18 protein-coding genes and 1 pseudogene are annotated in these 22,379 nt (G+C 69.9%); 9 read left to right on the top strand and 10 right to left on the bottom strand.

The features are described 5' to 3' along the window. From kdpA to D7W82_RS18530, 3 genes are all read right to left on the bottom strand, one after another. Entirely contained in the window at positions 1 to 1,698 is a 1,698-nt protein-coding gene (gene kdpA, locus D7W82_RS18540; RefSeq protein ID WP_120619624.1) for a potassium-transporting ATPase subunit KdpA, read from the bottom strand. A gap of 9 nt (positions 1,699 to 1,707) precedes the next feature. After that, the gene (kdpF, locus tag D7W82_RS18535) at positions 1,708 to 1,797 is read right to left on the bottom strand and encodes a K(+)-transporting ATPase subunit F (RefSeq protein ID WP_120619623.1); all 90 of its coding nucleotides are present in this window, start codon (positions 1,795 to 1,797) and stop codon (positions 1,708 to 1,710) included. Positions 1,798 to 1,960: 163 nt separating this feature from the next. Then, on the bottom strand, positions 1,961 to 2,305 hold the full coding sequence (locus D7W82_RS18530; protein WP_233587783.1) for a hypothetical protein: 345 nt from the start codon (positions 2,303 to 2,305) through the stop codon (positions 1,961 to 1,963). Between the two features lie 231 nt (positions 2,306 to 2,536). Here D7W82_RS18530 and D7W82_RS18525 point away from each other — a divergent pair, with 231 nt between their 5' ends. Together D7W82_RS18525 and D7W82_RS18520 are read left to right on the top strand one after the other, a co-directional pair. Then, positions 2,537 to 3,838: an AHH domain-containing protein gene (locus tag D7W82_RS18525; protein WP_120619621.1), complete on the top strand. Its 1,302-nt coding sequence runs from the start codon at positions 2,537 to 2,539 to the stop codon at positions 3,836 to 3,838. 1 nt (position 3,839) lies between these two features. Beyond that, complete coding sequence (locus tag D7W82_RS18520) at positions 3,840 to 4,421, top strand: imm11 family protein (protein ID WP_199727780.1); 582 nt, start codon at positions 3,840 to 3,842, stop codon at positions 4,419 to 4,421. A 2-nt stretch (positions 4,422 to 4,423) separates the two neighbouring features. On the opposite strand, the gene D7W82_RS18515 is transcribed toward D7W82_RS18520, so the two are convergent. Next, positions 4,424 to 5,134, bottom strand: coding sequence for a class I SAM-dependent methyltransferase (locus D7W82_RS18515; RefSeq protein ID WP_120619620.1), 711 nt, complete (start codon positions 5,132 to 5,134; stop codon positions 4,424 to 4,426). A 662-nt stretch (positions 5,135 to 5,796) separates the two neighbouring features. Between D7W82_RS18515 and D7W82_RS18505 the strand changes: the two genes are divergently transcribed. From D7W82_RS18505 to D7W82_RS18495, 3 genes are all read left to right on the top strand, one after another. Next, on the top strand, positions 5,797 to 6,327 hold the full coding sequence (locus D7W82_RS18505) for an RNA polymerase sigma factor (RefSeq protein ID WP_233587781.1): 531 nt from the start codon (positions 5,797 to 5,799) through the stop codon (positions 6,325 to 6,327). After that, positions 6,324 to 9,332 (top strand): CHAT domain-containing protein, encoded by a 3,009-nt coding sequence (locus tag D7W82_RS18500; protein ID WP_120619618.1) that lies wholly within the window; start codon positions 6,324 to 6,326, stop codon positions 9,330 to 9,332. Before D7W82_RS18505 ends, D7W82_RS18500 begins: the two co-directional genes overlap by 4 nt. Positions 9,333 to 9,676: 344 nt before the next feature. Further along, positions 9,677 to 10,255 (top strand): GNAT family N-acetyltransferase, encoded by a 579-nt coding sequence (locus tag D7W82_RS18495; protein ID WP_120619617.1) that lies wholly within the window; start codon positions 9,677 to 9,679, stop codon positions 10,253 to 10,255. Here the strand turns inward: D7W82_RS18495 and D7W82_RS18490 are convergent. The 3 genes and pseudogenes from D7W82_RS18490 to D7W82_RS18485 form a co-directional block, all read right to left on the bottom strand. Next, positions 10,189 to 10,641, bottom strand: coding sequence for a response regulator (locus tag D7W82_RS18490; RefSeq protein WP_370451035.1), 453 nt, complete (start codon positions 10,639 to 10,641; stop codon positions 10,189 to 10,191). The two genes, D7W82_RS18495 and D7W82_RS18490, sit on opposite strands and share 67 nt — an antisense overlap. A gap of 213 nt (positions 10,642 to 10,854) precedes the next feature. Then, positions 10,855 to 11,058 (bottom strand): RecQ family zinc-binding domain-containing protein, encoded by a 204-nt coding sequence (locus tag D7W82_RS41600; protein WP_233587787.1) that lies wholly within the window; start codon positions 11,056 to 11,058, stop codon positions 10,855 to 10,857. Between the two features lie 202 nt (positions 11,059 to 11,260). Further along, positions 11,261 to 12,133 (bottom strand): annotated as a pseudogene (locus D7W82_RS18485) (RecQ family ATP-dependent DNA helicase); the annotation flags it as partial. 160 nt (positions 12,134 to 12,293) lie between these two features. On the opposite strand from D7W82_RS18485, the gene D7W82_RS18480 reads away from it, so the two are divergent. Beyond that, complete coding sequence (locus D7W82_RS18480) at positions 12,294 to 13,988, top strand: R3H domain-containing nucleic acid-binding protein (RefSeq protein ID WP_120619615.1); 1,695 nt, start codon at positions 12,294 to 12,296, stop codon at positions 13,986 to 13,988. 304 nt (positions 13,989 to 14,292) lie between these two features. Continuing rightward, entirely contained in the window at positions 14,293 to 15,102 is an 810-nt protein-coding gene (locus D7W82_RS18475) for a hypothetical protein (protein WP_233587779.1), read from the top strand. 3 nt (positions 15,103 to 15,105) lie between these two features. On the opposite strand, the gene hflX is transcribed toward D7W82_RS18475, so the two are convergent. Further along, the gene (gene hflX / locus D7W82_RS18470) at positions 15,106 to 16,575 is read right to left on the bottom strand and encodes a GTPase HflX (RefSeq protein WP_120619613.1); all 1,470 of its coding nucleotides are present in this window, start codon (positions 16,573 to 16,575) and stop codon (positions 15,106 to 15,108) included. Positions 16,576 to 16,664: 89 nt separating this feature from the next. On the opposite strand from hflX, the gene D7W82_RS18465 reads away from it, so the two are divergent. Together D7W82_RS18465 and D7W82_RS18460 are read left to right on the top strand one after the other, a co-directional pair. After that, complete coding sequence (locus tag D7W82_RS18465; protein ID WP_120619612.1) at positions 16,665 to 19,418, top strand: hypothetical protein; 2,754 nt, start codon at positions 16,665 to 16,667, stop codon at positions 19,416 to 19,418. Positions 19,419 to 19,423: 5 nt separating this feature from the next. After that, entirely contained in the window at positions 19,424 to 20,332 is a 909-nt protein-coding gene (locus D7W82_RS18460; protein ID WP_120619636.1) for a CPBP family intramembrane glutamic endopeptidase, read from the top strand. A 68-nt stretch (positions 20,333 to 20,400) separates the two neighbouring features. Here the strand turns inward: D7W82_RS18460 and D7W82_RS18455 are convergent, their stop codons facing one another. Together D7W82_RS18455 and D7W82_RS18450 are read right to left on the bottom strand one after the other, a co-directional pair. Continuing rightward, positions 20,401 to 21,351 carry a hypothetical protein gene (locus D7W82_RS18455; protein WP_120619611.1) on the bottom strand — a complete coding sequence of 317 codons (951 nt, stop codon included), beginning with the start codon at positions 21,349 to 21,351 and terminating at the stop codon, positions 20,401 to 20,403. A gap of 89 nt (positions 21,352 to 21,440) precedes the next feature. Continuing rightward, on the bottom strand, positions 21,441 to 22,238 hold the full coding sequence (locus tag D7W82_RS18450; protein WP_120619610.1) for an ABC transporter ATP-binding protein: 798 nt from the start codon (positions 22,236 to 22,238) through the stop codon (positions 21,441 to 21,443). Positions 22,239 to 22,379: the final 141 nt, after the last annotated feature.

Here is a 22,379-nt window from a genome sequence, read left to right as displayed (position 1 = left end):
TCAGAACACCTTTCCGGCCGCGCCGAGGAAGTGCTCGACGATGGGGCCCAGGGACAGCGCGGGGAAGAACGTCAGCGCGCCCACGACGACGACGACGCTCACGAGCAGGCCGGTGAAGAGGACGCCGTTCGTGGGGAAGGTGCCGGGTCCGGGGGCCACGGCCTTCTTGCCCACGAGCGAGCCCGCCAGCGCCAGCACCGGCACCATCATCAGGAAGCGGCCCGCGAGCATCGACACGCCCAGGCTGAGGTTCCAGAACGGCGTGTTGGCGTTGAGGCCCGCGAAGGCGCTGCCGTTGTTGGCGACGCCGCTGGTGAACGCGTAGAGGATTTCCGACAGGCCGTGCGGCCCCGCGTTGTTGAGGGACGACGTGCCCTGCGGGAGCACCGCGCCCACGGCGGACAGGCCCAGGATGGCCAGTGGGAAGACGAGCACGTACAGCATCGCGAGCGTCATCTCGCGCGCTTCGATCTTCTTGCCGAGGAACTCCGGCGTGCGGCCCACCATCAGGCCCGCGATGAAGACCGCGAGCACCGCCATCACGAGGATGCCGTAGAGGCCCGCGCCGACGCCGCCGAAGATGACCTCGCCCAGCTGCATGTTGACCAGCGGCACCAGCCCGCCGAGCGCCGTGAAGCTGTCATGCATGGAGTTGACCGCGCCGCAGGACGCGTCGGTGGTGACGGTGGCGAACAGCGTGGAGGCCGCGACGCCGAAGCGCGTCTCCTTGCCCTCCAGGTTCCCGGCCTGGAGGACGTTCGCGGCGGTGAGCGCGGGGTTGGGCTGGACTTCCGCGGCGTAGCTGGCGCCAGCGCCCAGGAGGAAGAGGACGGACATGGCCGCGAAGAGGGCCCAGCCCTGCTTCGTGTCGCCGGTCATCTTGCCGTAGGTGTACGTGAGGCCCGCGGGCAGCAGGAAGATGAGCAGCAATTGGATGAGGTTGGTGAGCGGGGTGGGGTTTTCGAAGGGGTGGGCGCTGTTGGCGTTGAAGAAGCCGCCGCCGTTGGTGCCCAGCAGCTTGATGGCCTCCTGCGAGGCCACGGGGCCGAAGGCGAGCGTCTGCTTCACGCCTTCCACGGTGGTGTGCTCAGGGTACGGCGCGAGGTTCTGGAGCACGCCCTGCGACACGAAGAACAGGGCCGCGAGGAAGCTCAGGGGCAGGAGCACGTAGAGCGTGCCGCGCACCAGGTCCACCCAGAAGTTGCCCAGGGTCCGGCGGGTGAGGCCGCGCGCGAGGGCGAGCGCGACGCCCAGGCCCGTGGCGGCGGAGACGAAGTTCTGCCACGTCATCCCCAGCATCTGGGTGGCGTAGCTCATGGTGGATTCACCGGCGTACGCCTGCCAGTTGGTGTTGGCGACGAAGCTGGCGGCGGTGTTGAAGGCGAGCGCCGGGCCCACGGCGGGCAGGCCCTGGGGGTTGAGCGGGAGCATGTGCTGGAGCCGCTGGAGCGCGTAGAGGACGACGAGGCCCACGGCGCTGAAGGCGAGCAGGGCGGCGGTGTACTGGCCCCATGTCTGCTCGTGCTTGGGGTCCACGCCGCACAGGCGCAGCAGGGCGCGCTCGATGGGGCCGAGCACTCGGGGCAGGGGTTGGGTGCCGGCCTCGAAGACGCGGAAGAGGTAGAGGCCCACGGGCTTCGTCAGCGCGAGGACGAGCGCGAAGAACAGCAGGGTCTGGAGCCAGCCAAGGAGGGTCATGGCGGGCTCCTAGAAGCGCTCGGGCCGAAGCAGGGCGTAGACGAGGTAGACGGAGAGGAGGACCGCGAGCGCGGCCCCTGCGGCGTATTCGAAGCTCATGACTCCAGGAGCATGAGCATCCGCCGTACCGGAGAGGGCCTTGAGTCAGGCCCAGGCGTTCCGCGGGGTTGCGGGCGTGGCACCCGCGTCCAGGTTGCAATGTGCACGAACCGGCTCCGTGCGCCCCTGCGAGGTGAAAGGGGGCGACGGAGCGGCGGTGCGCTTACGGCTTATTGGACACGGACGAGTCGCAGTCCGAGGTGCACTTGCCCGAGCAGGCGACCTGTCCGGGGTACGAGTCCAGGATGGCGCACTCGGTGCCTCCCGAGCAGGACACGAGCTCAGTGCAGACCCTGGAGTCGTCCACGCAGCGTGCCTGGGACACGCCTTCCAGCTTGAGCACGAGGCAGGACAGGCCCTGGGGGCACTGGGGCAGGTCCACTCCGCACTCCTGCGCCAGGTCCAGCGACTGACCTTCGCGCAGCTTCAGCCTCCCCTGCCCGCCCTCGCCGTCCGACCCACAGGCCGCCAGGGCCATCACCGTCAGACAACCGCTCAGCATTCGCATCCAGCGCATCGTTGCTCCTTCGAATCGTGAAGCGTCATGCCCGGAGCAAGGCGTGGACCAGGGGGGCGTCGCTGGGATTCCGCGCGCTTGGCGGGCGGAGGCTGCCTCGGAAATCTGATGCTGCCTCGAATCCCTGGCGGCCCACGCATCAGCGGAACTCGTCCACGATAAACTCGGGGATGAGGATGCCCTGTCTCTTGATGACCAGGGTGAGCGGCTTCGGGAGCATCTATGCGGTTGATGTGGTTTATCGCGTTACTACTTTTCGTGGGAGGGTGTGCGGCCACTCGTGTTGTCCATCTTGATGTTGGAGACGGCAGGCAGGTGGTTCACAAGTCCCGGGATATGGATCCGGTTCAGGTGCGTGAGGACGCGTTCGAGGCGGCCCTCACGCAGCTCATCCTGGACACGCGCATGGACGTTGCCTTCCGCGAGACAGATGCGGCCGACCAGCGAGGATGGGTGAGGTCCCGGTCGTTGCTCGCATCCTCGAAGGGGCTCCCGAATTCGGGGGCTGGGGCGTCTCCGGAGTCCCTCTATTCGCGCATCTGCCCCGATGGGGACGAATGTCTGACCCTGGTGGGCGGAACGGGGCTGCCCTTCTCGCGCAAGGACCGGACGCTGATGGCCCTGTCGTTCGCTCTGGATGGGGTCTGGGCCAGTGTCGAGGCTGAGGTCGGCAAGCTGCTGAACCCGGTGGTGCTCAAGGCCATGGTGACCTCGGCCGCGCTGTCCGTGCTCCTGACGATGACGCTGCCCGAGCCCGTCACGAAGCTCATCGCGGTGGCATTGACGGCGGCGATGGTGGCCTACCTGGGGGTGGTGCCTGTCTGGGAGATGGGCCGGGGCTTCGTGCGGCTGTGGGACGACGCCGGGACGGCAACGAGCGTCATCGAGTTGCAGGACATCGGCCACCGTTTCGGGAAGGTGCTCGGCACGAACGGGACGCGTGTCCTGGTGTTGCTCGTCACCGCGGCCCTGGGCGGAAGGAGTGCGATGGCGGCCCAGGGGCCCAGGCTCCCGGGATTCCACCAGGCTGCGCTCCGAGGACAAGCCGAGGCGGGATTCCAGCTTGGAGAGGCACTGAATGGCGGCGTGACTTCCATCGCGATGCCTGCCGCTGGAGTGCTGAACGTGGCACTGGCTCCGGGAGCCGCGGCGGCACTGGCGATGTACGGAGAGGGACGGTTTCCCGGTGACGCGACGGGGCCGGTTCATCACATCTGCTCGAATAAGAACCCCATCTCCGATGCTACCGGCGGTCCTTGGACGCCTCGGTGCGAGAAGGTTTTCAAGAAGGCTGGGATGACGCTCGAAGATGTCGCGAACAAAGTGCGGCTCAACGGACACAAGGGTCCGCATCCAGAGCGCTACCACAAAGAGGTGATGGACCGCTTGGAGCGAGCTGTCGAGCGATGCCGAACGACGGAAACCTGCCGGGACAGCTTGATGACGGAGCTTGCGAGGATCGCGAACGAGCTTCTGACACAGGGCTCCGACTTGCGGAGTCTCCTTGTGAAGGCGGAGGGATGAGGTGGAGCGCTATTTCTACTGGGTGCGGCTGGGCGATGTGCCGCAATGGATCATCGAGACACCGACACGGGGTTCAGGTGAGGCCTTTGACGAGCCTTGGATGTTCGCGGATGGCCGTGTCCTTGATGAACCGGGGGGGATGAAGGCCCTCATTGCAACCCCAGGCAAGAGGCGTGCGTTCGTATTCTCCGTGATCGAGCGGGCCCCTATTGTCAGCCCTGCCATCGCGGACGTTTTCCGGGCACTGGCCCCCGATGACGTTCAGCTCTTCCCAGTGACGGTGGAGGGAGAGGCCGACCCGTTCTTCGTCGTCAATGCGACCCAGGTGATCGATTGCATCGACGAGGCACGGTGCCGGGAGGTTCACCGCGAGGACGACGCCTCCCCTGACCATGAAGGGGAGTACCGGTGGATCTACGGACTGCGAATCGACCCCTCGAAGACCGAGGGCGCGCATGTCTTCCGGCTGAAGAAGTTCAAGACGGCGTTCATCGTGTCGGAGGACATCAAGAACGCACTCGAGGGGGTCGGGAACCTGGGTGTGTCGTTCGAGCGCGTAACCGGGGCGCTTGAGCCTCACTGACCTCAGGGCCCGAAGCGCGCCAGGAAGACCTTGTACTGGAGCGAGACGAAGAGCGTCTTCGGCGCCACCAGCCCTGCTTGCGCGAACATCGCGAACAGCGCCGCATCGGACTCGATGGGCTGCATCTTCGCCATGGCCTGCCCCCGGGCCTCCAGCTTCTCCCGTGTCACGCCATACGCCCGCAGCCGCCGGAACTCGACGTTCGTCAGCTCGGGGTCCTGGCCGATGCGGCAGCCCAGCACCAGCGGCGCTCCCAGCTTGAGCCTCCGCGTCACCTCCCGCAGCAATTCGACGCGAGCCTCCTCCCCCTCCACGTGGTGCAGCACGCCCATCAACTGCGCGCCGTCGAACGGGGGGCCTTGCGGCAACGTGCGCAGCTCGCCTTCGTGCAGGTGCGTGCGCGAGAGCAGCCCTTCCTCCTCCAGGCGCTTGCGCGCGACGGCGAGCATCGGCGCGGAGGGCTCCACGCCCGTGAAGCGCCAGCCCGGTACATCAAAGCGTTTGTAGGGCAGCAGCTCCGCGCCCGTGCCCAGCCCCACGTGGAGAAGTGACGCCGTCTCCTGTCCGTCCAGGTGAGAAGCCAGGGCGCTGACACCCAGCTCGTATGCCGCCTGGTAGCCGGCGAGGCTGACCGCCGCCTGGGCGTCGTAATGGGCCGCGCGGTCGGCTCCAAAGCCGTGCACCGGCGCATGTGCGGAATGATCGTGGGTCATGACCCGAAGATGCGTCCGCCCCGCGCTGAATGGCAGAGCGGGGATTCAGACGGAATCAGCGGATCTTTCGATGGAGGCCTGCTCCTCCGGAACGAACCCGTCCCCCTCGCGCCCAACCCGGTGAACAACCATTGACCGTGGTCCACCATCACCCCGGCCACCTGCTCCGACCGGGTCGCTTCCGCCTTCCCGTCCACGACCAGGTCGATGGACCGCCAACGCCCGCTGAACCCTCCCGGCGGCATGGGCATTCCAATCACTTTCAACCCACGACCCGAGGGCAGGTCGCCCACGACCACCGCCCACAGGCCGTTGTACTTCACGACCCCCAATCCCTTTCGCGGTCGTAGGCCCGGCCCGCCGCGTCCGCGTCTGTCCCGGTGATGCGCAGGTCGTGCTCCGGCGGCGCCTTCTTCCGGGGCGACGCCGGCTCCGCGTCATGGCTCCGGCCCCCAACCCACGCGATCAACCGCGCCCCAGACACACATTCCAAATCCTGGACTGTGTGCCCCTACCGGTGCCGACACACACACAGCTGTCTTCCAAATCCAACCAACCCGTAAGGCTTTAACAAGGTTCTAAAGGAATCAGACCTATTACGTTTTCTTTTCAGTACCGGCACTGGGGGCCGCACGATGAGAGAAGAACTCGACAATTCCGACATGGAGTACGCCGATTTCGCGGTCCGCCATCAGCCCATCCTGATGGCGGTCGCGCGAAACATCTGTGGGGGGAACGCCACGGCTTGTGACGACCTGGTCCAGGACGTCCTGCTGCGGGCCCTGCTGAAGTGGGACTCCTTGCGCGGCTGGGCGGAGCCGGAGCGGCGCGCGTGGCTGGTGCGGGTGCTGCACAACCGCTTCCTCGACCAGTGCCGCCGCACGCGCACGGAGGCCACCACCGCCATCAACCTGGGCAACGTGCACAAGCTCTTCGAGGAGCCGCAGGCGCCGGACCTGGAGCTGTGGGAGTGCATCACCGAGGCGGAGCTGCAGAAGGCCGTCGCGACGCTGCCCTTCAACCTGCGCCGCACCTTCGAGCTGCACTCGGAGGGGCTGCGCCACGCGGAGATCGGCCGCCTGCTCGGGTCGCCCGTGGGCACGGTGGGCACCTGGCTCTACCACGCGCGGCTGAAGCTGCGTGACCAGCTTCGCGACATGGCCGAGGCCCGTCGGAAGCTGGGGAGCGGATGAACAGCCACTGCGCCCACCTCCCGGCTTTCGTGGACGGGGAGCTCCCGCTCGAACACCACGAGGACTTCCGCGCGCACCTGCTCTCTTGCGAGGACTGCGCCGTGCGGTTCCATGACCTGCTCCAGGCGGACATCCTGGGACGGCTGGCGCACGCGAAGACGCCACCCACTCCCGAGGCCACGGGGATCCCCCCCACTCCGTGGCCCCTCACCCCATCCCAGCCCGCTGGCGTCAGGGCACCTCCACCGCATCCCCGCCGCTGGCGCCCCCACTGGAGTCACGTGGGGGCGCTCGCCCTGGCCCTCGCCGCCGTGGGCACCTGGGCCGTGCGCGTCACGCGAGCGCCTTCCTCGCCGTGGCCCGCGCCTGCCACCACCCGCTCCCTGGAGGCCCGGCTGACCTCCGAGCCCCTGGATACGCACCGCCCCTACGTGCCCATGCGCGGAGGGACTCCCGCGGCGGCCCCGCTGCCGCTGCGGGAGCTGGCCCGGATGGAGGACCGTCAGGACTGGCGAGGCATCGCCTCCGTGTACCTGCTCGCGGGCGATCCGCGGCAGGCCCTGAACTACCTGGGCAACGCGCCTGCGTCCCCGGACGTGGACTCCGACCGCGCGGTGGCGCTGGCGCTGGCCCACGCCGGTGCCTCCGAACAGGCGTCGCTCGACGAGGCCCTGGCCGTGCTGGAGGACGTGCTCCGGAAGCGGCCAGAGCATCCGCAGGCCCTGTGGAACCTCGCGCTCGTCCTGCGCAACCTGGACCTTCCCCTGCTGGCGGCGGATGCCTTCGACGCCGTGGCGGCCCTGGGCGAGCCCGGCTGGGGCGAGGAGGCTCGGGCCAAGGCACGCGGGCTGCGCGAACAGACGCTGGCCCGGGGCCGCGCCTGGAAGCAGGCCTTCGCGGCGACGCAGGACCTGATGGCGGACCCTCACGCGCCACTGCCGCTGGAGGAGGCCGCGAAGCTGCCGGGCATCGTCCGGCTGGCCTTCTATGACGCGGTCCGCGCGGCGCCCTCGAAGGACGCGGCGCTGCGGCTGCTGCCGCTGGCGGACGCGCTGGACCGGGCCTACGGCGGCGGCACGGTGCTGCGCGCGACCGTCACCCGCGTGGCCGCCCGGGACTTCCAGAAGCGCGGGCCGCTGGCGCGGGACTACGCGCGGTTCGTGCGCGGCAGGACTCCGTTCCCTCCGGCCTTCCTGGAGGCGCTGCGGCACTCCGGCGAGGACGACCTGTACGTGGGCGCGCTCGGCTATGAGCTCCAGGCGGGACGGCCCGTGGACGTGGCGGCGTTCGCTCGCGCCGCGGATGGACTGGGTGATCCGTGGTTCCGCCTCATCGCCGAACGCGAGCGCGCCAACCAGGAGGTGCGCGACGGCCAGTGGTGGAAGGCGGAGGCGCGCGTGCTGGAGGCGCTGCGCATGTGCGAGGCGGAGCGGCTGGACTACCGCTGCGCCGACCTGCGGGCGTGGCTCACGGACATGTACCTGGGCGAGCTGCACCGGCCCGCCGAGGCCCAGGCGCACGCGCTGGCCGGCTGGCGGCTGGCGAAGCAGCACGGGGAATGGCAGCAGGAGCGGCTGTTCCTCCAGGAGCTGGCGCAGGTGGCGCGCTTCCACCACGTCGCCCCCACCTCGGGCGCGTACCTCCGGGAGTCGCTGGCGCGCGTGCCGGACGACCCCGCGCAGCTGGGCTACGTGCACCGCAACCTGGCCACCCTGGCGTGGATGGACTTCCGCGTGGACGAGGCCCGCCGGCACCTGGAACGGGCGATGGAGGGCGGCGTGCCGCTGGGGCTGAATGGCGCGGGCGTGCTCGCGGACCTGGCCCGCTTCGGCCCCATGCCCGGCGCGGCGGACGCGCTGTCCCGAGCCCTCTCCGGACTGAGGCAGGGCCAACCGCGCCCCGGCGAGCGCGCGCTGCTGGACGCCCTCCAGGGCGAGTTCGAGCTGGAGCGCGACCCCGCCGCCGGACGCGCCCTGTTACGGAGCGCCCTCACACAGGCGGAGCCGTGGCCCGACGATGTGCACGCCCGCCGCGCGCGGGCCCGCGCCTCGGCCGCGCTCAGCTCCGACGCCGGCCGCACGGGCGCGTACCTGGAGGCGCTCACCCTCGTGGGCCGCCAGCTCCAGGTGACGCAGGTGCCGGAGCGCTGCGTGCTCGCGGTGTCGGTGCAGCACGAGCGCACGCTCACGGTGGCGCGAGGGCCTTCGGGCGCGGTGCTCGGGGACTTCAACCCGGCGCGCACGGCGCCGCTCGGACAGGACGCGGCCGGGCTGGTGCCCCCCGCGTTGCAGGAAGCGCTGCGCGGGTGCGAACAGGTGCAGGTGCTGGCACCGCCTCCGGTGAACGGCCTGCCCCGGCTGCTGTCTCCGGACATCGCCTGGAGCTACCGGTCGGGCCACGCGACGGTGGGGACGCCTCCGCCCGTGGATGGCGGCACGCACCTGGTCGTCTCCAACGTGGACACGCCCGCGGCCCTGGGCCTCCCGCGCCTGCCGCCCATGTCTCCTCCCTCAGGGGAAGACGCCCGGCGCGTGAGGCTGGAGGGTGCGCGAGCCACGCCGGCGCGCGTGCTGGAGGCGATGTCCACCGCCACCGAGGTGGAGATCCACACGCACGGCGTGTTCAGCCCGGAGCTGTCGGACGCATCGCTCCTCATGCTGGCGCCGGAGCGGAATGGCCGGTACGCGCTCACCGCAAACCAGGTGCGCGCTCAAGGACTCCCCAAGGCACCGCTGGTGTTCCTCGCGGCCTGCGGCGCCGCGCGCACCGCCCCCTTCCCGCACGAGTCCTTCAGCCTGCCGGTGGCCTTCCTCGACGCCGGGGCGCGCGCGGTGCTGGCCGCCACGGTGGACATCCCGGACAGCGCGGGCCGCTTCTTCAACGACGTGCGCGAGCGGATCCACGCGGGCGCATCCCCCAGCGTGGCCCTGCGTGACGAGCGGCAGGCGTGGCTCCAGGCCTCCCCCGGAGACCGCTGGGTGCACGACGTGCTCCTGTTCGAATGACGCCCTTTCAGGTCGCTTAAAAGAACCCGACCTGACACGTCTTCAAGAGGAAGCCGCACGCGGGGGTTGGCGAGGCCGGACCCCGCGGCGGCCGCGTCAGGAGGACACGGTCATGTCGAGATGCCGGATCAGCCCCATCCTGGTACCCATCCCCCACAAGCCCCAGCAGGACCTGCCGGACAAGCCGCCCCCGGGACCCGCCGGGCTGGATACGAAGACCTCCGTGTCGCCGCGGAAGCCCCGCCACCCGCCCCAAGACGACCTGCCGGCCAGGCCTTCGCCATGGCCGGATGGCTTCGATCGCTGACGCCTCAAGGCATGGCGCGGACCTATGCTCCCGCGCCATGCCGTCGCATCCGTATGTCGTGAGGGCCGTGCAGTCCCGAGACGAGCTGGAGCAGGTGCTGGCCCTGCAGCGCCGCAACCTGCCTCCCGCGCTGTCACCCGAGGAGCAGCACGCCCAGGGCTTCGTCACCGTCCAGCATGACCTGGCCACGCTGGAGCACATGCACGCGCTCGAGCCCAGCATCATCGCCGTGCAGGGCTCCGACGTCGTGGCGTACGCGCTGGTGATGCCTCGCGAGTGCCGCGCGCGGGTCCCCGTCCTGGACCCGATGTTCGCGCTCCTCGAAGGGCTCGAACACCGGGGCCGGCCGCTGAAGGACCAGCGCTTCTACGTGATGGGGCAGGTGTGCGTGGACAAGGCCCACCGGGGGACGGGCCTCTTCGACGCGCTCTACCACCAGCACCGCGAGCAGCTTCGCTCGCGCTTCGACTGCGTGGTGACGGAGGTCTCGGTGCGCAACCCCCGCTCCCTGCGCGCGCACGCGCGGGTCGGGTTCGAGACCGTCCACACCTACCGCGACGCCAGCGACACCTGGGCCGTGGTGCTCTGGGACTGGGGCGCGGGCACGTCGCGCTGAAGCATGGGGTCCGCGCGCACCGGCGTGGGGCGGTTCGCCATCCGCTTGTGGTGCATGCCGGACAGCTTCAGCGCCAGCTCCGGACCGGTGATGCCCTTGGGGATGTAGCCGTCCGCGCCGGACGCGCGCACCAGCTCGCGCAGCCGCGACTCGTCCATGGACGAGTACAGGATGAACAGCGTGTCCGGACCCGCGAACTGGCGCACCACGCCCAGGATGCGGTCGCCGCTCAGCGCCGGGATGTTCACGTCCAGGAGCACGATGTCCGGCTGCTCGGTCCGCAGCAGGTTGGCCACGCCCAGCGCCGCGCGCGTGGTGACGACCTCGAAGCCGTAGCGGCTGATGGAGCGCTCCACCAGCTCCAGCACGAGTGGGTCATCATCCACCACAAGCGCCTTCAACTTGCCTTCCGCCATCGCGTCTCCGCCTTTCAAGACCTCGGGGGAAAGGTCTGAAGTGCATTACGTCCAGGTATGCTGTGCAATATACGCCATAACTGTATTCGCGCACAATGCCCCCAAGCCTGAAGACCCGGGAGGACCGTACTTTGAGTACGAATTCCGGGTCTCCATGTCGCGCTGAGGTGGGGAAAGAGGGCCCTACGCCGCAGGGGCGGCGGCGACCCCGGACTGATACTCCCGGTGAACAATGGGAGGCCTCGCGCGGGTGGGAGGACGGGCTTCGAAGCGGCCTTCGGCGCGGGCGAGGCAGTTGTCGCAGCGGGCGCAGTCGTCCTCCAGCGGCTCCTCGAAGTAGTTGCCCAGCACCTTCCAGCGGCACGCGGTGGTGCTCCCGTAGCGCATCATCGCGTCCAGGCGCTCGCGGTCTCCCTGGTGGCGGTCCTCGTACGCGCGCAGGTACGCGTCCAACGCCTCGGGCGACTGGAACGCGCGCAGCTGCTTCACGCCTCGCGCGCCCTTCTCCAGCACGCCCGCGGCCACCAGCACGCAGGTCCGGCTTGTCGATGCCCAGGCCGAAGGCCTTCGTGGCCACCACCACCGGCGTGGTGCCGTCCATGAAGTGGCGCTGGTTCTCCTCGTGCTCGGCGGCCCTGAGCTTGCCGTGGTAGCGGCCCGCCTCCAGTCCCTCCGCGCGCAGCCAGCGCCACAGCTCTTCCGCCTTGCGCACGGTGGCTGTGTAGACGATGGCGCTGCCGTCGTTGGCGCGCAGCAGCGCCAGCAGCTTCTGGCGCTTGAGCTCCGGGTTCACCGTGCGGTGGACCTCCAGCGTGAGGTTTTCGCGCTGGATGCCGGTGCACACCACCACCGGATCCTCCATCCCCAGTTGGTTGCGGATGTCCTCGCGCACGCGGGGCGTGGCGGTCGCCGTGAGCGCGAGCACCCGGGGACGGCCGAGCGCGCGGAGGGCGTCCCCCAATGACAGGTAGGCGGGCCGGAAGTCGTGGCCCCACTGCGAGACGCAGTGCGCTTCATGCACCACGAAGAGGCTCACGTTCGCGCGCTTGAGCAGCGCCAGTCGCTCCGGGTTCTCCAGCTGCTCGGGGGTGACGTAGATGAACTCGTGCTCGCCCTGGCGGATCTCCTTCTGGAGCGCCTTCAGCTCGCCGGCCTTCAGCGTGGAGTCCAGCTTCGCCGCGTCCAGGTCGTAGCGCTCCGTGAGGTGTTCGCGCTGGTCGTGCATCAGCGCGAGCAGCGGGCTCACCACCACCGTGGCGCCGGGCACGAAGAGAGCGGGCAGCTGGAAGGTGAGGCTCTTGCCGGCGCCCGTGGGCAGCACGCCCAGCACGTCGCGCCCCGCGAGCACCGCCTCGATGATGTCCCGCTGGCCGGGCCGGAAGTCCTCCACGCTGAAGCGCTCGCGCGCCTCCTGCTCGAGCTGGGGCCAGAGGGGGGAGCGATCCTGCGTCTCGGTGGGCATGGCCTGAAGGTAGGGATGGCCCCCGTCCGGCTCCTCGCCGTCACGCGCGGTGCGCCTGGCCGCCTGCCGGCCTGGGAGGGGTTGTCCTCCCGGGCGTTCCGTTCAGGGCCTTGCGCAGGAAAGCCGTGCGCCAGTGGGCGGGGCGAGGCAGCTTTGGGGGATGGCTCCTGGAACTCCCGCCAACAACGACTTCGCCCTGCTGGTGGCGGTCCTGCCGCCATCGCTCCAGGAGGCGGTGCGGCAGCTGCCCGAGGCGGAGCTGCTGGAAGTGGTGATGGACCTGGGGCGGCCTCCGGAGGCGCGGCTGGTGCACGGCGTGGCGCGCCTGTCGGAAGCACCCGTGACGCAGGAAGCGCTCCAGGCGGTGCTCGCCCACGTGGGAGAGGTGGGCGGAGACAACCGCGCGGGCATCGAGCGCACGCTCCACCGCGTGTCCGCCATCCGCAACCGCCAGGGCCGCGTGGTGGGGCTCACGCTGCGCGTGGGGCGCGCCATCCAGGGCACCATCGACATGCTGCGCGACCTGGTGGAGTCCGGGCGCAACCTGCTGCTGCTCGGGCGGCCGGGCGTGGGCAAGACGACGAAGCTGCGCGAGGTGGCGCGCGTGCTCGCGGACGCGCTGGGCAAGCGCGTGATGGTGGTGGACACGTCCAATGAGATTGGCGGCGATGGGGACATCCCGCACCCCGGCATCGGCGGCGCCCGGCGCATGCAGGTGAGCCGGCCGGACCGTCAGCACGACGTGATGATCGAGGCGGTGGAGAACCACATGCCCGAGGCCATCGTGGTGGATGAGATTGGCACCGCCGCGGAGGCCGCCGCCGCGCGCACCATCGCGGAGCGCGGGGTGCAGCTGGTGGCGACGGCGCACGGCAACACGCTGGAGAACCTGGTGCTGAACCCCACGCTGTCCGACCTGGTGGGCGGCGTGCAGACCGTCACGCTGAGCGACGACGAGGCACGGCGCCGGGGCACGCAGAAGACCGTCACGGAGCGCAAGGGCACGCCCACGTTCGACATCGTGGTGGAGATGGTGAACCGCGACGAGGTGCGCGTGCACCGCGACACGGGCGGCGCGGTGGACCGGCTGCTCACGGGCGCGGAGGTGGGCGGCGAGAAGCGGCGGCAGCAGGACGGCGCCGTGCACGTGGAGGCCGCGCCGGAGGTGGTGGAGGCCACGCCGCCGGGAGTCCGAGTGCCGAAGGGGACGCCCGCGCTGGGCGCGCCCCGGCCCGGGCCCACGCGCATCGCCGCGCACGCGGTGAGCCGCGAGCTGCTGGAGCGCGTGCTGCGCGACCTGCCGGTGGAGGCCGTGGTGGTAGGCCGTCCGGAGAACGCGGAGGTGGTGCTCACGCTGCGAAGCCGCGCGAATTCACCCCGGCTGCGCCGCGCGGCGGAGCGCGTGGGCGCGCGGGTGCTGGCCATCAAGCGCAACAGCGCCACGGAGATCCGCCGCGCGCTGCGCACGGAGTTCCACCTGCTGGAGGGCGTGGACCCCGCGGACGTGCACGCCGCGGTCGCGGACGCGGAGGAGGCCATCCAGCGCGTGCTTTCGGAGGGCATCAGCCTGCCGCTCGCGCCGCGCCCGTCGCGCCTGCGGAAGTTGCAGCACACCCTGGTGGTGAAGAACCACCTGGAGGCCGTGAGCGTGGGCAGCGAGCCCCTGCGCCACCTGGTCCTCTACCCGCTGGGCACCGTCCTCACGGAAGCGTCCGACGCCGCGCCGGAAGACGTGGACGCGCAGGAGCCGGAGGACGACCTGGAGGACGACGACGCCTTGTCCGCGGACGAAGAGAGCGGGGAGGACGAGGACGCGACCTCGGACGAAGGCATCTCCCAGTCTCCTCGGACCTGAGCACCGCCTCCCCTCCGGCGGCGACCCACGGAAACCTGTCCTACTGTCGGACAGGTTTGGGACCGGGGCCGGGCGGGGGCGGACCGCGTGAACTGGTCCGACTGTCGGACAGGTTTGGGACCGGGCGGGCCCGGACAGGGCCGCCTCTGGGTGCGCAGCGCGCTGCACACGTCGCATGGCGTCATGGGGGCCCCTTCCCCTGAGGTTTCGCGGGGTTGAGGGGGGCATGACGGTTGCTGATGGCTCGGGGTACGGTCCCTCGCGATGGCGCGGGGGGAGCCGCACCGTCTTTCCGGAGACCTTCATGCGCCGCATTGCCTTCGCTGCCCTCGCCGCCCTCGCCACCACCGCCTGTGGGGACAACCTGCCCACGCAGGAGGAGATAGACGACGCGAAGGCCCGCGTGGAGCGACTGGCGGCCTCCACGCACCAGGTGCGGGGCGCGTTCGAGCTGCTGGGCCTGATGCCCGTGTACACGTGCGGCGAGCCCCGGCGCTCCTTCCTGAACCACGCCGTGGAGGGGCTGAGCGCATCGGTGACCTGCGCGACCGCCCGGGTACAGGCCGTGGACGACGTCACCGACTCCGTCGTCGTGTCCTTCCCGTCCACCGGCTGTGACGTGCACGGTCTGCGCTTCACCGGAAGCGCGGTGCTGGAGTACCGCGGCGGTGAGGACCTGATGGAGATGAAGGCGGACCTGCGCGAGCTGGCCGTGGATGGCCAGACGCTCCAGGCGAAGGTGGGCTACGGCACGTGCTCGGACGAGACGCGCCTGTTCGCGGAGGTCGAAGGCCAGGTGCCCGGCCGCGAGGGCCACCGATTCCACATCAACAGCACCGTGGGGAAGCGCGCCGGGCTGCCCATCATCGGCGGCTCGTCGCTGGTGTTCGACGGTCCGGGTGAGCTGACGGGCCCGAACGGCACGGACCGCATCACGCTCACGTCGCTCGAATATGAAGTGGGCAACTACCTTCCCAAGGAAGGCACGGCCCTGGTGGAGACCGCGGACGGACACCGCCTGAGCTTCGCGTTCCAGCCGGTGCTGTGGCGCGTGGGCAAGGTGGAGGTCACCGTGGACGAGAAGGACCCGGTGACCGTGCCCGTCGTGCGCTGAGGCCTACTCCTGGAACGACCGGGTGAGCCGGGCGATGGCGCCCGGCAAACCCCTCACGCGCAGCCGGCTGCCCGTCTCGTCGTAGGCCTGGGACACCACGGTGGTGTGCTCGTACACCTCGCCGATGCGGGCCTGCCGCGCGTAGGGAATCACCAGGTCCGCCTCCACCATGGAGGCCTCGAAGAAGGCGATGACCTCCCGGCGCAGCCCGGCCACGTCGTCCGGCCGGTGCGCGGACACGAGGAGCGCTTCGGGGTGCTGGGCCCGGAGCGCGTCCTGGGCCGCCGCGTCCAGCCGGTCCACCTTGTTGAAGACGAGCCTGCCCGGCACCACGTCCGCGCCAATCTCCCGGAGCACCGTGCGGGTGACCTCCCGCTGCGCGGCCCAGGTGGGGTCGGACGCGTCCACCACGTAGAGCAGCAGCGACGCCTCCAGCGCCTCGTCCAGCGTGGAGCGGAAGGACGCCACCAGGTCGTGCGGCAGCTTCTGGATGAAGCCCACCGTGTCGGAGACGAGGATGCGCGGCCGGGTCTCCGGCTGCATCGCGCGCACCGTCGTGTCGAGCGTGGCGAAGAGCTGATCCGCCACCAGCACCGCGCTGCCCGTCAGCGCCCGCATCAGCGACGACTTGCCCGCGTTCGTGTAGCCCACCAGCGCCACGCGCAGCTGGTCCCGGCGCGCGTAGCGGCGGTGGTCCTGGTCCTTCTGGATGGCGGCCAGGCCCTCGCGCAGCTCCGCCAGCCGGTCGCGAATCTTGCGGCGGTCCAGCTCCACCGCCGAGTCACCCGAGCCGCGGCCCTGCTGGCGCTCGCGGCCTCCCGGGGATTCTCGCAGGCGCGGGGCCAGGTAGTTGAGCCGGGCGATCTCCACCTGCATGCGCGCCTCGTGGCTCTTGGCGTGCCGGTGGAAGATGTCCACGATGACGCCCGCGCGGTCCAGCACCTGCACGCCCGTGGCGCGCTCCAGGTTGCGCAGCTGGCTGGGGGACAGCTCGTGGTCCACGACCACCACGGTGGGCCTGGGGCCCGGCTCGATGGCGGTGGCCTCCGCGTCCGCGTCTGACTCCGCGTCCGTGTCCGGGAAGGCGTCGTCGTCCTCGTCGGGCGGCTCGGCTCCGGATCCGTTCGGGTCCGCATCGCCGGGAGCGACCGGGGCGTCCGGGTCCTCGGGGGCCGCGTCGGCTTCGGCCTCCCACTTCTCCCGCGCCTTCGACGTCTTGCCCTGCGCGCCGGACGGGATGACGCCCGAGCCGCCGGTGAGCGCGGACAGCTCCTTGAGCTTGCCGGAGCCGAGCACCGTGCCGGTGGCCAGCCGCTGCCGGCGCTGGGACACGGTCGCCACCGCGTCGAAGCCCAGCGTGTGCACCAGCCGCTTCAGCTCCGCCAGGTCGGCGGCATGCGCTTCATCCGTCACCCCGGGAAGCTGGACACCGACGAGGACGGCGCGCGGGCGCTCGGGAAGGGTTTTCGCCATGCATGGGCTCGTAACACGCCGGGCCCCGGGATGAGCGGTATGGTGTGTCTGTTGACGGGGGCCCGTCCAGGCTCCCACGGGGGGCAGGCATGTACTACTGCACCATCTGCGGCTTCTACGGCTCCTTCATGCTCCAGCCCCAGAGGTGCCGGGGCTGCAGGGCCATGGGTTCCATGAAGAAGGTCACCCGGGTCATCCTGAAGGGGAAGCCCACCCGCAGGCCCGGGACCTACACCCTCCGCAGCGGCGAGGTCATCCGCCGGTCGGGCTTCAAGGTGTCCCCGCGCTCCAACGAGGCCCGCCAGAAGCTCAAGAGCTTCAAGGCCCCGCTTCCCGACAACCTGCGCTCCCGCGGAAAGCAGCGGCAACCGCTGTCGGGCCACCGGCCGAAGCCGCCGCCCATCGAGCTCGAGATGGTGGTCGACGAGAAGGAGGAGGCCGCGCTCGACCTGGGCGTGGGCACCTTCAACATCAACCACTTCAGCACGAAGACGGAGCAGGACAAGAAGGACCTCCTCCTGCGCCTCTTCCTCCAGAACCCCTGGCTGGACGTGCTCGTGCTGCAGGAGATCAACAAGAAGGCGCTCCCCCTGTTGCTGGAGATCGACTTCGAGAAACACGGGCTCGCCCTGGCGCTGGGGCCGCAGATGCAGGCGGTCTACCCGAAATACAAGGGCCAGAAGGTCACCGAGGAGGACTCCGACGACGAAGAGGACCTCGAGGCAGAGGAGCAGGTGACGGAGGACTGGAGCCTGGGGAAGAGCCAGTGTGAGTGGTACCCCATCATCTACAGGAAGAGCTCCTGCGCCCATACCGGCTGGCGCGCCTTCAGCGATGACTCGGTGGTGCGGCAGAGCTCCAGTAAACGCGCCAAGGAGCCCATCCACTGGGCCAAGCCCGTCAACCGAACCAAGGCGCCCAAGGGCTGGAGCACGCAGTTCCCCAAGCTCCTGGCGGAGCGCAAGCAGCAGTACGAGCAACTCAACGAACGCTTCATCTCCTGGCGTCCGGTGGTGGTCCATGACGTGCGCATCGGCGGGCGTGACGTGCACATCGGCGTGGTCCACACCTCCCCCGCGGGGAAGGGGCTGGGCCGGCTGGGTGAGTACGAGCAGGTGTCCGGCTTCTTCGAGCACGTCTCCGAGAACAACGACCTGCCGTGGATCATCGCGGGCGACTACTACATCGACCCCGAAGCCTCGGTGGGGGTGAACTCGGACACGAAGAACCGCAAGTGGGACGACCTCTTCCACGAGCGGGCCGCGGCGCTGGAGCTCACCCTGGCGGTTCCCCTCTCCGCCACCAACCAGTCCCCCCAGACCGGGCGCAGCGTGAACTCGAAGAAGAACAAGGAGCAGTTCGAGCAGCAGGGGTACATCAAGGACTGGGCCCAGGTGGGCACGAGCTTCAAGCTCAACAAGCGCGCCGACTTCTTCGTCATCAGCAAGGCCTTCGCCCTCCACCACACCGGCATCTTCTCCCCCATCAAGGGGCTGCTCCCGGTGGATCCGAACCACCAGGCGCTGAACTTCTGGTCCCGCACGAGCGACCACGCCCCCACCGGGGGCATCTTCTGCACCACGCCGTTGTCCTCGAAGTGGGCCCAGAACCGGCAGCTCATCTCCGAGTCCCTGGGCTCGCGCCAGTCCCAGGCCCAGCTCCAGTTGTGGGAGCTGCACAAGCAGGCGGTGGACGCCCTGCTGTCCTCCACCTTCCAGCTGGGCCCCTTGCTGAAGCGGCTGCCGGAGCACGCCCAGCGGCTGGCGCAGCGGCTGTGCGTCCTGGTGATCAAGGCGCTCAACTCGCCCGCGGCCATCGCCATCCAGCGCATGCCCTACCCCTACGACGCGCAGAAGTACGCGGCCTGGAAGCTGAACTCCCAGAACGTGACCGACCAGCACCTGAACGACTTCTTCGGCCTCTGCGCCCAGGTGGACCCCTCCACCGTCTGGCTGAGCAACGATCCCCTGGATGAGTTCGCGGTGGTGTTCCGCAATGCCTACCGCGCGCTCCAGCAACTGGCCTACCGCGCGCGCAGCTTCGACCTCACTCCGGAGGAGGAGACGTACTCGCAGGTGAAGCTGGGCGTCCGGCCGCCGTCACCGAGCCGCAAGGGCAAGGAGAAGACGGGCGAAGGGTTCGAGGAGGACATCGTCGGGTTGCTGACGGAATACCTGGAGCAGCGGCGCGCCCAGGGTTCTCCTCCGGACGACCTCCTGCCCGGCTGCATCCAGGGGAGCGTCAACCAGTTCCAGGTCCCGGGAGGACGGACCGCCTGCTCCGCGATGGCGGTGCTGGCCATCGCGGCGCTGCTGTCCAACCCGGACGGGCTGGACACCGGCGGCATCGACAACGTGCTGCTGGAGGGCACGGCGCTCTACCAGCGGATGAACACGGCGACCGAGGACGAGGCCCTGCTGATGCAGGCGTTGGCCCTGTCCTGCGGCGGGGTGGTGGATCCGCTCGTCCTGCAGCCCCAGGCGCCCTACTACAACCCGCTGGAGATTCCGGAGGAGGACGTCATGCAGCGAGGGCTGCTCATGGCCGCCTCGGGGTCCGTCCACCGGGACACCCTGCCCCAGGAGTTGCTCGGCATCCTGAATCAGGCGTCCCGGATGGGGGTGGCGCTGGTGCTCGGTGGCTACACGGTGGCCGTCGTCCGGAGTGACGATGCCTTGTATCTCTTCGACTCCCACGGCTGGAAGACCCGGAGCAACGCCTTCGTGCAACGGTATGCCTTCGTCAATCAGCTGCTGGACGACGTTGGGAAGATGGCGAGGAGTCGCGCCCTCTTCGATCCCGAGATAGGCGTCACCCTGTACCTGCCCGCCGAGAATTCATGACGCCCCTGCGTGGTGATGTCGCCGTCCTGCTGGAGAACGCTCCGCCCAAACGCCAGGCGCTGGCGGAGGCCGCGTTCGTGTTCTTCGCGGTGCTGGGCCCCTCGTCGGTGGCCCGGCTGGGCCGAGGCGCCGCCGTGGCGGTGGAGCTGGCGCTGCTCGCGTGGGGCCTGATGCTCCTGAGGCCCTGGGAGTCCTCGCGCCGGGGAGCGTGGTGGGGCGTGCTGGGCCTGGTGGTGGCGCTGGGCGGCGCGGGCGCTGGCGCGTGGGTGGCGTCGGACGCGGAGATGACGAAGGGCTTCTCGCTGTCCATGGCGCCGCTGGTCATCCGGGCGCTGGGCATGTGCCTGCTGGTGGCGGTGCTGCTGTGGCGTGACGGTCAGGGGCCCGCGCAGGTGGGGCTGGTGCGCGAGGGCTGGGCGCGCGAGGTGCTGTTGGGAGGGGTGGTGCTGGTGGGCACGTACGCGGTGCACCTGGCGGCGTCGGTGCCGCTGGCGGCGGTCGCGGTGGCGTTGAAGCTGGCGGGCGAGGAGCTGGCGGCGCGCAAGGGCGTGGCGGCGGCGCTGCTGGACACGGGGCTGGGCATCCCGGCGTTCGCTGCCATCATGGTGGTGGTGACGGGCTTCGAGGAGTTCGTCTTCCGAGGCTTCCTGGTGCCCCGGCTGAAGGTGGTGCTGGGGGGCTGGGTGCCGGCCATCCTGGGGGCCGCGGTGCTCTTCTCCGTGGGGCACTTCTACGAGGGCACGCTGGCCGTCTTCCAGACGTTCGTGATGGGCGCCTGGTTCGGCTTCGTCCTCTGGTACCGGGGACGGCTGCTGCCGCTCATCGTGGCCCACGCGGCCTTCAACACCATCAGCTTCGCGCTGATGCTGTGGCTGTCGCGCTCGGGCTTCCTGGACAAGCTGCCGCCCCTCTGATGCGAGGAGCGGCGCAGGTGCAATAGATTGGTTCTAGCGGCGACTTGGAACCAATCTATTGGTTCTGCCTACGCCAGCGCTCCGGGCATCAGCTCGGACGCCAGCTCCCTGACGAGCCCTCGGGCCACTTCCGCGGAGGGCAGCCCTGAGTGGCGGGCCACTTCGTTTGGCAGGTGGCTGGATGCCGCGTCCTGCTCCAGCTCGCGCCAGGCTTCGCGGCGGGCCGCTTCCACTCGCTCGCGGGCTTCTGGGGACAGTTGCTCCATGGCCCATGCGTCGATGGCCCAGGACAGCTCCGCGTGCCTCAGCTCGTCCGGAGCGATGGTGCTCAGGGACTCGCGCACCTGCGCGTCCTCCGCGCTCCGGGCCTGCCAGCCCGCCAGCAGCGCGCCAAAGGTCTCCCGCACGCAGCCCTCCACCGCGTTCTCGATGGCGAGCGCCTCCAGTGACCGGGCCTGGAAGGGCGCCACCTTCAACTCCGGCATCGGTGCTCCGTGACGCCGGGCCAGGGATTCCATCGCGTCCGCGTGGCGCACCTCGTCCTTCGCGGAGCGCCTCGCGGCGCGCACCAGGTGCTCCGGCGCACCGTGCTCGGCCAGTTCGTCCGCGAGCCTCTCGAAGGCCGGCACGGACGCGGCCTCCATGTGCGCAATCTTCGCGAAGAGCGCTCCGAGGACCGGTGTCCCCTGCACTACCGCGCCGTCGCTGCACAGCCCCTCCGGCCTTCGCCCGTCGCAGTTGACGCTGTCAAACACGCAGGTCACCTTGTCGGGCTCGGGAGACGTCTCCGAGGTGCGCTGGATCGAGCAGGAGCGGAGCGTTCCGGACGACACCCTCTGGCACAGCTCCTCACAAGGAGTGTCCGCCGTGAGGGCGCCTCCATCCACCGAGAAGAGCTCGGAGATGAAGGACGTCAATTCGAAGGTGCCATCGCCCCCCCACTCACATCCACCCGTGAAGAAGAAACACCCGCCTCCCAACGTGGCGACGGGCGCGAGCAACCACAGACGCTTGAACACGGGACGCAACCTGACGCGGGACATGCGGACTCCTGCTTCCATCACGAACCCGCCGGCCCCCGGGCAGCCGCAGCCTACCTGAATCCTGGTCAGGCCTGCGGTGCCTGCGTCTGCGCGGAGCGCCTCCGCAGCCAGTTGCGCAGGAAGGCCTTCACCTCCGGGTGCTGCGACTGGCGGAAGTGGTCCGGCGGGCCGTACTCCACCACCCGGCCCTCGTGCATCAGCGCCAGGTTGTCCGCCATGCCGAAGGCGGAGGCCACGTCCGGCGTAATCACCAGCGACGTGGCGCCCAGCTGCTGCTTGCCCGTGGTGATGATTTCATTCACCGCCGCCGTGGTGAGCGGATCCAGGCCCGCCGTGGGGTCGTCGTAGAGCAGGATTTTCGGCTGGAGGATGGTCGCGCGCGCGAAGCCCACGCGCTTCTGCATGCCGCCGGACAGCTCTCCCGGGAAGCGCGTGGCCGCGTGCGACAGGCCCACCTTCCCCAGCGTCTCGTTCACCGTCTGGGTGATGTCCGGCTCGGACATCTTCGTGCGCTCGCGCAGCGGGAACGCCACGTTGTCGAAGACGTTCAGCGAGTCGAACAGCGCGTTCGCCTGGAAGAGGATGCCCAGCTTGCGGCGCATCTGGTTGAGCTCGGGCTCGTTCATCTTCGCCACCTCCGCGCCCTCCACCAGCACCACGCCCCGGTCCGGCCGCATCAGGCCCATGATGTGCTTCATCAGCACCGTCTTGCCGGAGCCGGACACGCCCATCAGCACGCAGGTCGTGCCCTCCGGCACCACCAGGTCCACGCCCCGCAGCGCCGCCTGCCCACCAAACGACTTGTGCAGGTCCCGCACCTCCAGGGTCAGCTTCGGCGCCGGCTCACGGCTCGCGTCACTCATCGCCCCGGAACCCTACCGCGCGCGCCCCGCCGGCCGCTCTGGATTCACGCTTGCCCGCTCCCCCGCTTCCGGCGCGCGCGGCGCACCCCGAAACCCCACAGCCCCAACGCCAGCAGGCCCACCCCCACGGACAGCCCCAGG

The organism is Corallococcus sp. CA049B (genome assembly GCF_003611685.1).
In the GTDB taxonomy this organism is placed as follows: Bacteria; Myxococcota; Myxococcia; order Myxococcales; family Myxococcaceae; genus Corallococcus; species Corallococcus coralloides.
The sequence above is the reverse complement of the archived record's forward strand: the minus strand, read 5'-3'. Positions and strand labels throughout refer to the sequence as shown.

Coding starts and splice junctions, on each gene's coding strand:
- D7W82_RS18475 (WP_233587779.1), top strand. CDS start 14,293: ATGCGCCGCATTGCCTTCGCTGCCCTCGCCGCCCTCGCCACCACCGCC.
- D7W82_RS18465 (WP_120619612.1), top strand. CDS start 16,665: ATGTACTACTGCACCATCTGCGGCTTCTACGGCTCCTTCATGCTCCAG.
- kdpA (WP_120619624.1), bottom strand. CDS start 1,698: ATGACCCTCCTTGGCTGGCTCCAGACCCTGCTGTTCTTCGCGCTCGTC.
- kdpF (WP_120619623.1), bottom strand. CDS start 1,797: ATGAGCTTCGAATACGCCGCAGGGGCCGCGCTCGCGGTCCTCCTCTCC.
- D7W82_RS18450 (WP_120619610.1), bottom strand. CDS start 22,238: ATGAGTGACGCGAGCCGTGAGCCGGCGCCGAAGCTGACCCTGGAGGTG.
- D7W82_RS18500 (WP_120619618.1), top strand. CDS start 6,324: ATGAACAGCCACTGCGCCCACCTCCCGGCTTTCGTGGACGGGGAGCTC.
- D7W82_RS18480 (WP_120619615.1), top strand. CDS start 12,294: ATGGCTCCTGGAACTCCCGCCAACAACGACTTCGCCCTGCTGGTGGCG.
- D7W82_RS18525 (WP_120619621.1), top strand. CDS start 2,537: ATGCGGTTGATGTGGTTTATCGCGTTACTACTTTTCGTGGGAGGGTGT.
- hflX (WP_120619613.1), bottom strand. CDS start 16,575: ATGGCGAAAACCCTTCCCGAGCGCCCGCGCGCCGTCCTCGTCGGTGTC.
- D7W82_RS18505 (WP_233587781.1), top strand. CDS start 5,797: ATGGAGTACGCCGATTTCGCGGTCCGCCATCAGCCCATCCTGATGGCG.
- D7W82_RS18495 (WP_120619617.1), top strand. CDS start 9,677: ATGCCGTCGCATCCGTATGTCGTGAGGGCCGTGCAGTCCCGAGACGAG.
- D7W82_RS18515 (WP_120619620.1), bottom strand. CDS start 5,134: ATGACCCACGATCATTCCGCACATGCGCCGGTGCACGGCTTTGGAGCC.
- D7W82_RS18530 (WP_233587783.1), bottom strand. CDS start 2,305: ATGCGAATGCTGAGCGGTTGTCTGACGGTGATGGCCCTGGCGGCCTGT.
- D7W82_RS41600 (WP_233587787.1), bottom strand. CDS start 11,058: ATGCGCTACGGGAGCACCACCGCGTGCCGCTGGAAGGTGCTGGGCAAC.